We start from the raw sequence: 13,572 nt of genomic DNA, 5'->3' as shown, positions 1-13,572 counted from the left end.
TCCCCCGTCGCGCCCGCCGACGCGGGGTTTCACCGCGCGCGGCGGACCATGTCGACGAACAGTTCGTGCACCCGCAGATCGCCGGTGACCTCGGGGTGGAACGAGGTCGCCACCACGTTGCCCTGCCTGGCTGCCACGATGCGGCCCTGCGCGGGACCGTGCGGCACCCGCGCCAGCACCTCGACGTCGTCGCCGACCCGCTCCACCCACGGGGCGCGGATGAACACCGCGCGCACGGGCGTGTCGAGGCCGGTGAAGTCCAGGTCGGTCTCGAAGGAGTCGACCTGACGTCCGAAGGCGTTGCGCCGCACCGTCATATCGATCCCGGACAGGTGCTGGGCGTCGGCGCGAGTATCGAGGACTTCCGAGGCGAGCAGGATCATCCCCGCGCACGACCCGAACGCCGGCAGTCCGTCGCGCAGTCGCGCCCGCAGCGGTTCCAGCAGGTCGAACGCCTGCAGCAGCTTCGAGATCGCGGTCGACTCACCACCGGGCAGGACCAGCCCGTCGACGGCCGCCAGTTCCGACTCGCGCCGCACCAGCACCGGGTTCGCCCCGCAGTGTTCCAGCGCGGCAACGTGTTCGCGCACGTCACCCTGCAGCGCGAGGACGCCGATGGTCGGGCGGGCAGCAGTCGAGGAAGCGTTCACAGCCGTCGAGCTTACGAGCCCGCGCGATGTGTGCCCGCTCACGTCGGCGTTCCCACGGCGTGCGGTCCGCTACTTGTGGCGCGGGGTGCGGATCAGGCCCTCCTGGACGACTGCGGCGACCAGGTTGCCTTCGCGGTCCCAGATCTTGCCGCCGGTCAGCGCGCGACCGAAACCGGCCGAGGGCGAGGACTGGTCGTAGAGCAGCCATTCGTCGGCGCGGAACGGGCGAAGGAACCACATGGCGTGGTCGAGCGAGGCGTTCTGGGTGGGTTCGTCGGGGTGGATCACCTTCGACGAGCCGAGCAGCGTCATATCGCTCATGTAGGCGAGCGTGCAGACGTGGAACATCGGGTCGTCGGGCAGCGGATGGCGGTACCGGAACCACACCTGCTGCGCGGACACGGCGCCGTCACGGGCGACGACCTGCTCCTGCGGGACCGTGCGGATGTCCCAGTGTTCCCATTCGCGCATCGCCCACAGCCGTTCGGGGCTCATGCTCACGCTGGCGTCCGGCAGGTCGTCGGGACCTTCGACCGCGGGCATCACGTCCTGGTGCTCCGGCCCTTCGTCACCGTGATGGAACGAGGCCGACATCATGAAGATCGCCTGCCCGTCCTGCACACCGGTGACGCGCCTGGTGCAGAAAGACCGGCCGTCGCGGATGCGTTCGACCAGGTAGACGGTGGGTTCTTCCGGATTGCCCGGCCGCAGGAAGTAGCCGTGCAGCGAATGCACCTGGAAGGTGGGGTCGACGGTGCGCACCGCCGAGACCAGCGCCTGCCCGGCCACCTGACCGCCGAAGGTGCGCGGTAGCTGAGACTCCGTGGACGCGCCGCGGAAGATGTCGCGCTCCAGCCGCTCGATCGCGAGCGCCTCTTCGATTGTCGCCATGCGCTCGAGATTATCGCCTCACCGACCGTGCGGTTTGTCCGGCTCTCCCACGACGGTCCGGAATTTGCTGTGATGGTCGGGTGCCGACGTTCACCCCCACCTCGCCCACGGCCCTGGCCCGACTCGTCGCCGACCGGCTCGTCGAACTGCCGGGGCGGCGGGTACTCGCGATCGACGGTGCCGATGCCGCCGTGCCCGTCGAGCTCGGTCGTCGGATCGTGGAGACGCTCACGGATCGGGGTCGATCGGCCGCGGTGGTGTCGGTGCACGATTTCGTGCGGCCCGCGTCGTTGCGCATGGAATACGGGCGCGATGACGAATGGTCTTATCGCACAGCATGGTTCGACTATGAAGCGCTGCGGCGCGAGATCCTCGACGCGATGCGCGAGGACGGGCGCTGGTTGCCCGCGCTGTGGGATGAACAGCGAGATCGGTCGGCGCGGGCGGCGATTCGCACCGCGCAGGCGGATCTGGTGTTGATTCTCGCGGGACCGATGCTGCTGGGACGCGGGCTCGACTTCGATCTCACCGTCCGGCTGGAACTGAGTGATCAAGCGGCGCTGCGCCTTACGCCCGCCGATCAGCAGTGGACGTTGCCCGCTGTGCGCGATCACACAGCCGAGAATCCCGAGGACGCGACGTGGACCGTTCGCTGGGATCATCCAGATCGGGCAGCCCTGCGCAGCTGAACCGTTGCGGCACAGTCACACACGAAAGCCCCGTCCGAAAATTCCGAACGGGGCTCGAGCGCGCAGACGATCAGGCGCAGGCGACCGAGGTCTGACCCAGGTTGGTCAGCATGCCGCAGGCCCACGACTTCTGGACCTTCCACTTGCCCTGATCGGCCACGAACGGCACATCGACGACATTGACCTGACCGTTGAGCGTGAAGTTGGCCTTGGCGTTGACGCTCTCACCGAAGGACGTCACCTCGGTGACCTGGATCTGGACGCTGTTGTCCTGCACGGCCTGCGCCAAGCGGTTCGGCAGCTCGGGATCGGCCTCGATGCCCTGCACGAAGTCCAGCTTCTGGTCGTTGGGGATCGACGGGTCAAGCGCCATGGTGAGCTGGGCGTTGAGCTGCTCGACAGTCGGCACGGCAGGCAGTTCCGCGGTGGGCGCGCCGTTGGCCGTGGTCTTGGCGCTCGTAGTGGTCTTGGGCGTGGTGCCGCCCTTGTCGTCACTGCACGCGCTCAGCCCGAGGGCAGCGACCACAGCCAGTCCTGCGATCGCGACTCGTCCGGTCCTACGAAACTTCATCCACTCGTCCTTACGTCGGGTCGACTATCTCGCCCTGTCGGGCGACGGCCCGGAACCACGCCACACAGCGCAGGCCTCGATGCCACGGCCCGGACGCTACCCAGCAATTTTGAGGAAACCCTGAGACACAGACAACGTGGGTCTGTGAGATGCATCGGATTGTGGTGCATCCCAGCATGACTCCCTGCTACGTCACCGCAGACCGGCGATCGCGTCGACGAGTCGGGCGTGGGTGTGTGCGTCGGCCGCGGCGATCAGGCCGTGGGGTGCGGTGTGCAGTGGTTGGCCGGCGAGGCCGGTGACCACGCAGCCTGCGGCCTGGCAGATCGCGATCGCGCTGGTGAAGTGGACGCTGTCGCGGAGGTCGCCGCCGGTGATGTAGGCGGCTCGGCGGCCTGCCGCGACCCAGGCCAGGGCCAGGGAGGTGGAGAGGACTCGCGGGTGGAATTCGGCCGCGAAGGCTTCGGCGTCGAAGAGTTGGGCCGGGGTGGACCAGGGGAACGGGTTGTCGAGGTCGACGTCGACGAGGTGGCTGGAGGCTTGTGGGCGCAGGGGTTCGTCGTGGCCGTCGGTGCGCCGGAACGCGCCGTGGCCTGCTGTCCAGAACACCTCGTCGGCGAACGGATCGGCGGTGGCTGCCGCCTTGACGGTGTCGCCCTCGCGCAGGGCGACGTTGACCGCGACCAACGGGGTTTCGACCGCGAAATTCCTTGTGCCGCAGAGTGGGTCGACGAACCATGTCCGTTCGCTGCGGGCCGATCCGGTGATGCCGGATTCCTCGGCGACGAACCGGTCGCCCGGACAGGCCACCGCGAGCGCATCGAGGATGACTTTTTCCGCCGCGATGTCGGCCTGCGTGGCGAAATCGTCGCCCTGTTTGGCGTAGTGATCGAGTGGAGCGCGGAACGCCGAGCGAATCACTTGCGAAGCGAGTTCTGTTGCGTGGATTGCGATTTCACTATCCGAGTGGTGCACCGTCTCCAGGCTACGGACCGCGCCGCCCACCGGCAGCAGAACTCGCGGACCTACGTGGCCAAGTACACAGCGAGGCCGAGCCCGCCGATCCCGACCGCCACCCGCAACGCATTCGGCGGAATCACCTTCACCACCGGCGGACCACACCAGCCACCCGCCAGCGCACCCGCGCCCAACGCCAGTGCCGCGACCCAGTGCACCGGCCCGAAGACCGCGAACCCCACCGCGGCGACCAGGTTCGCGACACCGAGCAGGAAACTCTTGAGAACCGAAGCGCTCCACAGGGATTCGGAGGTGCACAGCATCATCATCGACAGGTAGATCACGCCCGCGCCCGCACCGAAATAGCCGCCGTATACCGACGTGAGCAGGATGCCGACCGGCACGACCCAGGGCGCGCTCAATTCGCCGATATGCCGTCGAACCAGTGGTTGCACCAGTAGCGCGATCGAGGCCATGGCGACCAGGAACGGCACGACCACCTCGAATGCCCCGTCCGGAGCGACCAGCAGCGCCAGCGCACCGAGGAGCCCGCCCACAGCCGCGAGAACCGCCCAGCGCACCAGTGTGGGCCCGCGCCCTGTGAGTTCGCGTCCGGAATTCGCGGTCGCCCCGACACCGACCGCGACCATGGCGACGGTGTTGGTGACATTGGCCGCGACCGGCGGCAGACCGGCGGCCAGCAGCGCCGGATAGGAGACGATCGAGGCCATCCCGGTGACGAAACCGATCAAGCCGGTGAAGAATCCCGCGACGACCAGCAAGGACAAGTCGAGCGCGGTCACAGACCGACTGTACGGTATGCCCAGTTGGCAGCAATTTCCGGGCAAGACCCGACCGGACCACCCGCGCCGGGATCACTCCGACGCGCCGAAGGCCGTGCCAGGATGGCGGAGTGCAGATGACGACTTTCGAGCCGGGCGAACCACCCGTTCGACGTAACCGGCTGGACTCCAACACCGTTGCCCGCCTCGACGACGTCACCACCTTCGCCCAACTGCTCGACGCGGCCGAGCTGGTCCGCATGGATCATCCCGGTGTCAGGATCCTGTGCACGCTCGACGACCTCGGACAGTGCGCGTACACGAGCATGCACGCCACCCTCGGCCTGGTCGACGACGACGGCACCGACCACGACGACCCCGTCGCCTCCCACCACTTCGACAACAACGCCGTCGCCCGGATCGCCGCGCTGCTCGACAACCCGGCCGCCCGCGTCCCCTGGGAAGCCCTGCGCGACACCCGCAACGCCTCCGAGGACGAACTCACCGCCCTCGTCACCGCCAACCGGTCCCCCGACCGCGTGGTCGACGACGTGGTCCTGATCCAGCGCGTCCCGGTCGACCGCGACGACCTCGCCATCGCCGGCATCCCCAACGGCTATTTCGCCGACGACTGGTCCACCTACGACAACCACACCGTCATCCGCCGCATGGCCACCCACGGCTACCGTCACCTCGCCATCGGCGCCTCCCTCCTCGCCTTCGCCCGCCCCACACCCCCCACTCCCGAACAAGCCGCCGCCCTGGTCACCGACCTCACCCACCTCTACGGCTCCCCCACCGCCATCGCCTGGCACGAACTGGCCGTCCAACTCCCCACCCAACGCCACCTCATCCTCGGCTACGCCGAAAACTACGCCGACGCCCTCACCACCGACACCGAGGGAGCCTCGGGCCAGCCGTAGGCAGCGGGTGCCCGCGACTCCGGACACCCACTCGCCGATCGCTATCGCACTGGATCGAGACCTGGCCGACCGAACGCGACAGCCGTCGGCTTCGAGGTGACGCTCGACCACACGGTCCATGCCAGCCAGACCATGCCGACGCCGGCGACGACGTGGCCGACGCGGACCACCGGGGCGGGGAGCAGGAACGTCAGGCAGAGGACGGATAAACCGACGGTGTAGAGGATCGCGGCTGTGCGAGGGACTGCCGCGCTCCGCAGCAGGGCCGCGCCGAAGAGCAGGGTGCCGGTCAGGGCAAGGATCGCGGTGGCGAGGAAGGCGGATTTGGCTGGGGTGGTAAGCAATTCGTCCACGACCGGTTTGTCCAGATACACCAGGACGAAATTCTTGGCGAAAGCTACGCCGGCGAAATAACCGAAGCCGAGAAACTGGGTGGCGAAGGCAAGCGCCCCGAAACGGCCGAGGCGCTGGTGCAGCAGGGCGTACAGCGCCACCAGCAGACCGATTCCGAACGGGACGGCGGTGCCGTTGAGGACCTGGGTGAGCGGTGTCTTGCCGTCGGCGACCAGTTCGCAGGCGCCGGCGAGGGCGATCGATGCGCCACCGATCAGGCCGCTGATGCCGCCGAGGCGAAGTAGTGCTCGTGTGTCCATGTCGAAATCCCTTCTCGATGTTGTGGTCGACGGTAGGAATCCGGTGGTCACGGCGGTAAGTGCCGGGCGACCCATGACTTTCGGCTACATTCGCCGCGCGGCCCTGTCCGTGTGCCGGATCGGCCCATAAGCTCGGGAAATGCATCGACCGCGCGCACTGACCTGGGTGGCGTGTTTCCTCTACGTCTCGGTGTTGCTCGCCGGACTCGCGGTCGCCTCGACCGCTCCCGTCGAACCTGTCCGGCTCAGTGCTTTCGCCGGGGCCCTCGTTGTCGCCTGTGTGCTGGAAATCGTCGAAGGGCGGTTCACGCCCAGCGCGGCATCCCGGGGGCCAGGCACGCAGGCGATCGCGGTCGCCGGGCTCATCGTCCGTGCCGGCCTCTACACGCTGATCACCGCGCTCGACAGCAGCGGCAACGCGAAAGTCCTGTTCGTCCTGGTCCCGCTGACCGCGTATTTCACGGTCGGACATCGAGTGGCATACGCACTCGCCGGTGGCGGGCTGCTGCTCGCCGGGGTCCTCGTCCTCGGGCAACCCGCGGTGCGCGACGATCCCGAAGCCCTCTCGGATCTGCTGATGCTCACGATCGGCGTCGTCTTCGCGCTCGCGATCGCGGTGATCGCCGAACGTGAGGAGGCCGGGCGGCGGCGTGCCGAGACGCTGGTCACCGAACTGACCGACGCACACGTCCGGCTGCGTGAGTACGCCGACCAGGCGGTGTCGCTTGCCACCGTCGCCGAGCGCACCCGAATCGCCCGCGATATCCACGACAGCGTCGGCCACCACCTCGTGGTCACCGCGATCCAGCTCGAGAAATCCGCCGCCTACCGAACGCTGGACACCTCCGTCGCCGACCGAGCACTGGCCGAGGGCCGCAATTCCGTCCGGCTCGCCCTCGACGAGGTCCGTCGCGCGGTCGGCCATCTGCGCGGCGACACTACGCAGTTCACCCTCGCGACCTCGCTGAAAGCCCTCGCGGCCCGACTCGACGACCCCGCCTTCGCCGTGACTCTCGATGTCACCGGCACCGAGGACACCGTCGGCGAACCCGTCCGCCTCGCCCTGTATCTCGCCGCCCAGGAGGCGCTCACCAACGCCCGCCGCCACTCCGGCGCCACCACTGTCGCGGCCCGTGTCGACCTCGGCACGAGCGCCGCCGTCCTCGATATCGCAGACAACGGAACAGGTTTCGCGCCGGGCACGGTCGAAGGACAGGGACTGTCCGGGATGCGCGAACGTCTCGACATGGTCGGCGGCAACGTGCGGATCATGTCCGGCGCCAGGGGAACTCGCCTCCTCGCGACGATCCCGGCAGTGGCGCGATGACCGGCAGGTCGGACACCGTGCCAACCGTGCGGGTACTGATCGCCGATGACGAACGTCTCGTTCGCGAGGGGATCGCCGCACTGCTCGCCCTGCAGCCCGGTATCGAAGTGATCGGCACGGCCGAAAATGGTTCCGACGCAGTCGAACTCGCCACCGCGCTGACCCCGGACGTGGTGCTGATGGACGTGCGCATGCCCGGAGTGGACGGCGTCGAGGCGGCGACGCGATTGCGCGGCCTGGCGACGGTGCTGATGCTCACCACCTTCGACGACGACGGCTATATCGTCGCGGCCCTGCATGCGGGTGCGTCCGGCTATCTGCTCAAAGACCTCCCCGCCACCGAACTGGCCCAGGCGATCCGCCTCGCGCACGCGGGCGTCGATCAGTACTCCGCCGCCGTCACCACCCGCCTCGCCGCGATGGTCCGATCCCGCATCCCCCGCCCGACCATCGACCTCACCGACCGCGAAACCGACGTTCTGCGCCTCCTCGCCACCGGCGCCGCCAATCGCGAAATCGCCAGAGCCCTCTACCTCAGCGAGGGCACCGTCAAGAACCACATCTCGAGCATCCTCAACCGCCTCGGCGTCCGCGACCGCACCCAGGCCGCGATCTACGCCCACGAACAGGGCATCTTCTGAAAGCGCCGACGAGATCGAGGTAGGCGGTCACGGTCGCCTCAGGGACATCCGCATCCCGCGAGAGGCGTGCCCGGACGACCTCTGCCGGCTCCAAGTCGCTGTTCTGCAACCTCCAAGTCGCTGATTCTGCCAAATCACAGTGATCGGCACCACAGTTCTATCCCGGCCTTTCGCCCCCACCCCTGAACAAGCAGCAACCCACTGTTCGGCGAGTCGCAAGCACCACACCGTGTCACGATGGCCCGGTGCAGATCACTCTTTTCGAATCCGGCGAACCCGTTGGACGCAATCGTCTGGATTCGAACTCCGTCGCCCGACTGGACGAAGCCGGCGGATTCACGGATCGGTTCGACGCACTGGAGGCGTTGAGCGCAACGTACCCAGGCGCCGAGCTGCTGTGCACTCTCGACGACCTCGACCAGTGCGCCTATACGAGCATGCACGCTACCGGCAGACTCGAAGACGATCACAACCTCGCCGTCGACCGCGACGATCTCGCCATCGCGGGCATCCCGAACGGCTATTTCACCGTCGACTGGAACATCTTCGCCGGGGCAGACGAACGTGGGCCCGTCCGAAATGGACGGGCCCACCTTCGAATTGTTCAGTGCCCGAACAACTTCGGGCGAAAGATCACCAGCCGCGCTCGGCGAGGCGGTGGGGCTGGGGGATTTCTTCGACGTTGATGCCGACCATGGCTTCGCCCAGGCCGCGGGAGACCTTGGCCAGCACGTCCGGGTCGTCGTAGAAGGTGGTGGCCTTGACGATGGCGGCGGCGCGCTGTTCGGGGTTGCCGGACTTGAAGATGCCGGAGCCGACGAAGACGCCTTCGGCGCCGAGCTGCATCATCATGGCGGCGTCGGCGGGGGTGGCGATGCCGCCCGCGGTGAACATGACGACGGGGAGCTTGCCGGTCTGGGCGACCTCGCGGACCAGTTCGTAGGGGGCCTGCAGTTCCTTGGCGGCCACGAACAGTTCGTCCTCGGACAGCGAGGTCAGGCGGCGGATCTCGCCGCGGATGGTGCGCATGTGGGTGGTGGCGTTGGAGACGTCGCCGGTGCCTGCTTCACCTTTCGAGCGGATCATGGCCGCGCCTTCGGTGATGCGGCGCAGGGCCTCGCCGAGGTTGGTGGCGCCACAGACGAAGGGGACGGTGAAGTTCCACTTGTCGATGTGGTTGGCGTAGTCGGCGGGGGTGAGGACCTCGGACTCGTCGATGTAGTCCACGCCAAGGCTCTGCAGGATCTGCGCCTCGACGAAGTGGCCGATGCGGGCCTTGGCCATCACGGGGATGGAGACCGCGGCGATGATGCCGTCGATCATGTCCGGGTCGCTCATCCGGGACACGCCGCCCTGGGCGCGGATGTCGGCGGGCACCCGCTCGAGCGCCATCACGGCCACGGCGCCGGCGTCTTCGGCGATCTTGGCCTGCTCGGCGTTGACCACATCCATGATCACGCCACCCTTGAGCATCTCGGCCATGCCGCGCTTGACGCGGGCGGTGCCGACGGTGTTGGTGGTCTCAGGCGTAGTCACGAATGTCTCCTGTGTCATGGGCGCCAATCAAGTCGCTCGGGTACGGGTTCACCGTCGATTCTAGAGCTGCCCGAATTCGGGCTTCATAGCCAGTTGAGCACGACTGGCCTTCTTACGACCAGCGGCGATGCGGAACCCGCTGCCAGCTGGCCTTGCCCGCTCAGCGGATCGAGCGGACCACGTGTTCGGTGTCGTCCTCCGCGGCGGTCACGGCTTCGGCGAGCAACTCGTCGAGGTGGTAGGGGTACACGGCCTCGCCCTTGGCGTCGAGCGCGCGGATGTCGTCGGCGGTGCACCAGCGGTGGTCGGTGATCGTGCGGCGTTCCAGGGCGTCGAGGTCGGCGGGGCGCCATTCGAAACCCGGGGAGCGCAGGGTGAAGAACAGTTCTTCGGAGCGAATGAGTTCGCCGTTGAACGGAAACACCGCGACGCGACGCCACAGCGGGCCGCGCAATGACGAGGGGTCGACGCGCTGGCCGGTTTCCTCGTAGGTTTCGCGGACGGCCGCATCACGCAGATTCTCCCCCGGTTCGACGCCGCCGCCGACGGTGAACCAGAAGGCGACCTCGGGGATCATCGGGTCGTGGCCGCGCAGCAGCAGCACGCGGTCCTGCTCATCGAGCAGGACCACCCGCGCGGAGGTGCGGGTGGTGTGGACGACGAGGCCGGTGGCGGCGGCGGGGGTCGCGCGTTCGGTGATCTCGAAGTAGTGCGGCAGCGGGGCGGTGCCGCCGAGTTGCAGGATGCGCACGGGTCGGCGGGTGCGCAGGGCGAGGGTGTCGCGGACGGCGTCGTTGTGGAAGCGGCGCGCGATCAGCACGCGGGCCTCGGCATCGGCGAGTTCGGCGACCAACTGGGGTCGCAGGTGGTCGATGTCGACGAGTGACAGCGCGGCGGAGAGCTGGTTTTCGACCGTTTCCCGGTCGCTGCGGTCGACGCGTTCGGCACGATCGGCGAGTGCGGCGAGCTGGGCGGCCCGTTCGGCCCGGCGCGGATCGGTGCTCACCGGTCCGGCCTCGGACATGGCCACCGCGCGCGCCACCACCGCACGCCGGGCCAGGGCCGCGTCGAGGGCCTGCCAGGACTGATCGGAGCGCACGTGCAGCCGGTCGAGGCGGTTAGCGGTGGAGTAGGCCCACACGCCGAGGGCGAGTACGAGCAGCGCGATCAGCCCGAGAACGAGGACCGTGGTCGCGGAGAAGGTGATCATCCGGCGGCCCGCACCCGGTTGTCACCGACGGTGACGGTCTCGTACACGCGCAGGATCTGTTCGGCCACGACCGGCCAGTCGTAGCTCGCGACCACCTGGGTCGCGGTGCTGACCAGACGTTCGCGGGTCTCGTCGTCGGTGAGCAGCGTGTCGATCGCAGTGGCCAGCGCGTCGGAGTCGCCGATCGGGGTGAGCACGCCGGCTGTCCCGTCGCGCAACACGCGCCGGAACGCATCGAGTTCGCTCGCGACCACGGGAGTGCCCGCCGCCATCGCCTCGATCAGGATGATGCCGAAACTCTCGCCACCCAGGTTCGGCGCGACGTACACATCGGCACTGCGCAGCGCGGCAGCTTTCTCCTCATCGGAGACCTGCCCGAGGAACCGCAGGTGCCCCGCGTGCTCGCCTGCTTCACGCCGCAGCCGCTCCTCGTCACCGCGCCCGACGATGAGGATCTCCACGTCGGGGTGGTGTTCGATGAGCGCGGGAAGCGCGCCGAGCAGCACGTCCATGCCCTTGCGCGGTTCGTCGTAGCGGCCGAGGAACAGCACCGTACGGCCCGCGCGCGGATACCCGTCCAGTGGCTCACCGCGCGCGAACGCCGACACATCGACACCGTTGGGGATCTCCACCGCATCGGATCCGAGCGCCTCGACCTGCCAGCGCCGGGCCAGCTCGGACACGGCGATCCGCCCGCTGATCTTCTCGTGATATGGGCGCAGCACTCCCTGAAAAGTGCTGAGCACCAACGACTTCGTGGTCGAGGTGTGGAAGGTTGCCACGATGGGACCTTCGGCGATCTTGAGCGCCAGCATCGACAGACTGGGGGCGTTGGGTTCGTGGATGTGGAGCACGTCGAAGTCGTTGCTGTCGATCCAACGGCGAATCCTGGTGTAGGCCATGGGGCCGAACGACAGTCGCGCCACCGACCCGTTGTAGGGAATCGCGACCGCGCGACCCGCCGAGACGACGAAATCCGGCAGCGGTGTGTCGTCGGAGGCGGGGGCGAGCACGCTCACCTTGTGCCCGCGTTCGATGAAGACACGGGCCAGCTCGACCACATGCGCCTGCACACCGCCGGGAACGTCGAACGAATACGGGCAGATCATCCCGATCTTCACCGCTGGCCACCCGCCTGCTGCGCGCTGATCCGCGACAGGCGTTCGGATGACAGATCGCCTTCCCAGAGCGGCTGTAGCATGTGCCAGTCGGCCGGGTGTTGGGCGATGTTCGCCGCGAAAGCATCGGCCAGCAGCTGCGTCGCCGCCGCCACGCCGCCGGAAACATCCAGCGGCGCATCGACTTTCAGACCCCAGCCCTCGGTGCCGTCGGCTTCGGTGGTGAACCAGGCATGGACGGGCATGAGCGCGGCACCGGTCTCGATGGCCAGTTTGGCCGCGCCCGCAGGCATCCAGGTGCGTTCGCCGAAGAAGTCGACGGGCACGCCTTTTCCGGTGAGGTCGCGTTCGCCCATCAGGCAGACGACCCGGTTCTCGCGCAACCGCTGCGTGAGCGGGACGAAGGGTGGCTGTTCGCCGCCGGTCAGCGGGAACACTTCGAAGCCGAGGCTTTCGCGATAGGCGACGAACCGTTCGAACAGCGATTCCGGTTTGAGCCGTTCGGCCACGGTGGTGAAGGTGTCGTAGTGCTGCACCAGCCACACCCCGGCCATGTCCCAGTTGCCCGAGTGCGGCAGCACGAAGATGACACCGCGGCCCTGTTCGAGGCTGGCGTCGAGGTATTCCAGGCCGTCGACGTGGTAGTCGATGGCAGCGTGGTCCATCGACGGCAGTCGGAAGGCCTCACGCCAGTAACGGGCATAGGAGCGCATGCTCGCCCGCATCAGCTCGTCGGGCACCTGATCGGCGGGCACACCGAGGACGCGAGACAGGTTGCGCCGCAACTGTTCCGGGCCACCGTCCTTCACCGCACGGTCGGCACCGAAGTTGAAAACCTTGCGCGCCAACCCTTCCGGTGCCGAACGCACCAGACGCCAGCCCGCGGCATAGCCCCAGTCGCTCAGCTGATCTTTGAGACTCACGATGCCTCCTGCTGCGGTGCGGGCGGAATGACCACCCTGGCACCCGGCGAATTACGCACGGCCAGCACCCGCTGGAACACCGTCACAATGCTCAGCACCGCCAGCACCCACATCGCCACATAGATGGCCCAGGTCAGCCAGCCGATCCCCCAGTGCCCGCCGATGCCGGTGAGCCCGGTGCCGACCAGCACGAGAACCAGGCGATCCGGGCGTTCGATCAGCCCGCCGTCCGCTGACAGTCCGCTCGCCTCGGCGCGAGCCTTGGCATAGGAGATCACCTGCGAGGTCACCAGCACGACCAAGGTGACCGCGAACAGTTCCCTGCTGTGCTCGTGATAGACCGCCCACCAGGCGAGCCCACCGAAGATCGCGCCGTCGGCCACCCGGTCACAGGTGGCGTCGAGGACCGCGCCGTACTTCGTACCGCCGCCGCGGGCGCGCGCCATCGCGCCGTCGAGCATGTCGAACATGACGAACAACCAGATGACCAGCGTTCCCCAGAACAGGTGCCCGGAGGGAAACAGGGTCACCGCGGCGGCGATCGTCGCAGTGGTGCCGATCAGTGTCATCGCGTCCGGGGTGAGCCCCGTCCCGACGAGCGCTTTGCCCAGCGGCGCAGTCGCTTTCGCGAACGTCTGGCGGCCGAAGAAGCTGAGCACGGTCTTTATTCCTCCTGCAACCTGCGGGACACCCGCACCCGA

16 protein-coding genes are annotated in these 13,572 nt (G+C 67.9%); 5 read left to right on the top strand and 11 right to left on the bottom strand.

The features are described from left to right. Positions 1–29: 29 nt before the first annotated feature. Together pdxT and ACFWUP_RS08705 are read right to left on the bottom strand one after the other, a co-directional pair. Positions 30–650, bottom strand: a complete 621-nt coding sequence (gene pdxT / locus ACFWUP_RS08710) for a pyridoxal 5'-phosphate synthase glutaminase subunit PdxT (RefSeq protein WP_379232197.1) — start codon at positions 648–650, stop codon at positions 30–32. A 69-nt stretch (positions 651–719) separates the two neighbouring features. Continuing rightward, complete coding sequence (locus tag ACFWUP_RS08705; protein WP_379232196.1) at positions 720–1,541, bottom strand: acyl-CoA thioesterase; 822 nt, start codon at positions 1,539–1,541, stop codon at positions 720–722. An 80-nt stretch (positions 1,542–1,621) separates the two neighbouring features. Between ACFWUP_RS08705 and ACFWUP_RS08700 the strand changes: the two genes are divergently transcribed. Continuing rightward, positions 1,622–2,230 carry a hypothetical protein gene (locus ACFWUP_RS08700; protein ID WP_379232194.1) on the top strand — a complete coding sequence of 203 codons (609 nt, stop codon included), beginning with the start codon at positions 1,622–1,624 and terminating at the stop codon, positions 2,228–2,230. Between the two features lie 70 nt (positions 2,231–2,300). On the opposite strand, the gene ACFWUP_RS08695 is transcribed toward ACFWUP_RS08700, so the two are convergent. The 3 genes from ACFWUP_RS08695 to ACFWUP_RS08685 all read right to left on the bottom strand — a co-directional run bounded on the left by ACFWUP_RS08695 (position 2,301) and on the right by ACFWUP_RS08685 (position 4,561). Beyond that, a complete protein-coding gene (locus ACFWUP_RS08695) occupies positions 2,301–2,801 on the bottom strand; it encodes a hypothetical protein (protein ID WP_379232192.1) in 501 nt (166 codons plus the stop codon). Between the two features lie 192 nt (positions 2,802–2,993). Beyond that, the gene (locus tag ACFWUP_RS08690; RefSeq protein WP_379232191.1) at positions 2,994–3,776 is read right to left on the bottom strand and encodes an inositol monophosphatase family protein; all 783 of its coding nucleotides are present in this window, start codon (positions 3,774–3,776) and stop codon (positions 2,994–2,996) included. Positions 3,777–3,826: 50 nt separating this feature from the next. Next, a complete protein-coding gene (locus tag ACFWUP_RS08685; RefSeq protein ID WP_379232189.1) occupies positions 3,827–4,561 on the bottom strand; it encodes a sulfite exporter TauE/SafE family protein in 735 nt (244 codons plus the stop codon). Between the two features lie 116 nt (positions 4,562–4,677). Here ACFWUP_RS08685 and ACFWUP_RS08680 point away from each other — a divergent pair, with 116 nt between their 5' ends. Further along, positions 4,678–5,463, top strand: coding sequence for a hypothetical protein (locus tag ACFWUP_RS08680; RefSeq protein WP_379232188.1), 786 nt, complete (start codon positions 4,678–4,680; stop codon positions 5,461–5,463). 41 nt (positions 5,464–5,504) lie between these two features. Here ACFWUP_RS08680 and ACFWUP_RS08675 read toward each other — a convergent pair whose 3' ends face one another. Continuing rightward, on the bottom strand, positions 5,505–6,116 hold the full coding sequence (locus ACFWUP_RS08675; RefSeq protein WP_379232186.1) for a hypothetical protein: 612 nt from the start codon (positions 6,114–6,116) through the stop codon (positions 5,505–5,507). Positions 6,117–6,255: 139 nt separating this feature from the next. On the opposite strand from ACFWUP_RS08675, the gene ACFWUP_RS08670 reads away from it, so the two are divergent. The 3 genes from ACFWUP_RS08670 (at position 6,256) to ACFWUP_RS08660 (ending at position 8,770) form a co-directional block, all read left to right on the top strand. Then, a complete protein-coding gene (locus ACFWUP_RS08670) occupies positions 6,256–7,443 on the top strand; it encodes a sensor histidine kinase (RefSeq protein ID WP_379232184.1) in 1,188 nt (395 codons plus the stop codon). Beyond that, positions 7,440–8,084 (top strand): response regulator, encoded by a 645-nt coding sequence (locus ACFWUP_RS08665; RefSeq protein ID WP_379232182.1) that lies wholly within the window; start codon positions 7,440–7,442, stop codon positions 8,082–8,084. Before ACFWUP_RS08670 ends, ACFWUP_RS08665 begins: the two co-directional genes overlap by 4 nt. 245 nt (positions 8,085–8,329) lie before the next feature. Beyond that, the gene (locus ACFWUP_RS08660) at positions 8,330–8,770 is read left to right on the top strand and encodes a hypothetical protein (RefSeq protein WP_379232180.1); all 441 of its coding nucleotides are present in this window, start codon (positions 8,330–8,332) and stop codon (positions 8,768–8,770) included. Here ACFWUP_RS08660 and pdxS read toward each other — a convergent pair. The 5 genes from pdxS to pgsA all read right to left on the bottom strand — a co-directional run bounded on the left by pdxS (position 8,718) and on the right by pgsA (position 13,530). Next, positions 8,718–9,638: a pyridoxal 5'-phosphate synthase lyase subunit PdxS gene (pdxS, locus tag ACFWUP_RS08655; protein WP_379232178.1), complete on the bottom strand. Its 921-nt coding sequence runs from the start codon at positions 9,636–9,638 to the stop codon at positions 8,718–8,720. The genes ACFWUP_RS08660 and pdxS overlap by 53 nt on opposite strands. Before the next feature lie 142 nt (positions 9,639–9,780). After that, on the bottom strand, positions 9,781–10,827 hold the full coding sequence (locus ACFWUP_RS08650; protein ID WP_379232340.1) for an NUDIX domain-containing protein: 1,047 nt from the start codon (positions 10,825–10,827) through the stop codon (positions 9,781–9,783). Next, entirely contained in the window at positions 10,827–11,951 is a 1,125-nt protein-coding gene (locus tag ACFWUP_RS08645; protein ID WP_379232176.1) for a glycosyltransferase family 4 protein, read from the bottom strand. Before ACFWUP_RS08645 ends, ACFWUP_RS08650 begins: the two co-directional genes overlap by 1 nt. Continuing rightward, positions 11,948–12,874, bottom strand: a complete 927-nt coding sequence (locus ACFWUP_RS08640) for a phosphatidylinositol mannoside acyltransferase (RefSeq protein WP_379232339.1) — start codon at positions 12,872–12,874, stop codon at positions 11,948–11,950. The genes ACFWUP_RS08645 and ACFWUP_RS08640 overlap by 4 nt, the downstream gene beginning before the upstream one ends. Next, positions 12,868–13,530, bottom strand: coding sequence for a phosphatidylinositol phosphate synthase (gene pgsA, locus ACFWUP_RS08635; protein WP_379232174.1), 663 nt, complete (start codon positions 13,528–13,530; stop codon positions 12,868–12,870). The genes ACFWUP_RS08640 and pgsA overlap by 7 nt, the downstream gene beginning before the upstream one ends. Between the last annotated feature and the right edge of the window lie 42 nt (positions 13,531–13,572).

It is taken from the genome of Nocardia sp. NPDC058658, assembly GCF_042716665.1.
In the GTDB taxonomy this organism is placed as follows: Bacteria; Actinomycetota; Actinomycetes; order Mycobacteriales; family Mycobacteriaceae; genus Nocardia.
Note: the sequence above shows the minus strand (reverse complement) of the source record. Positions and strands in the feature narration are given on the sequence as shown.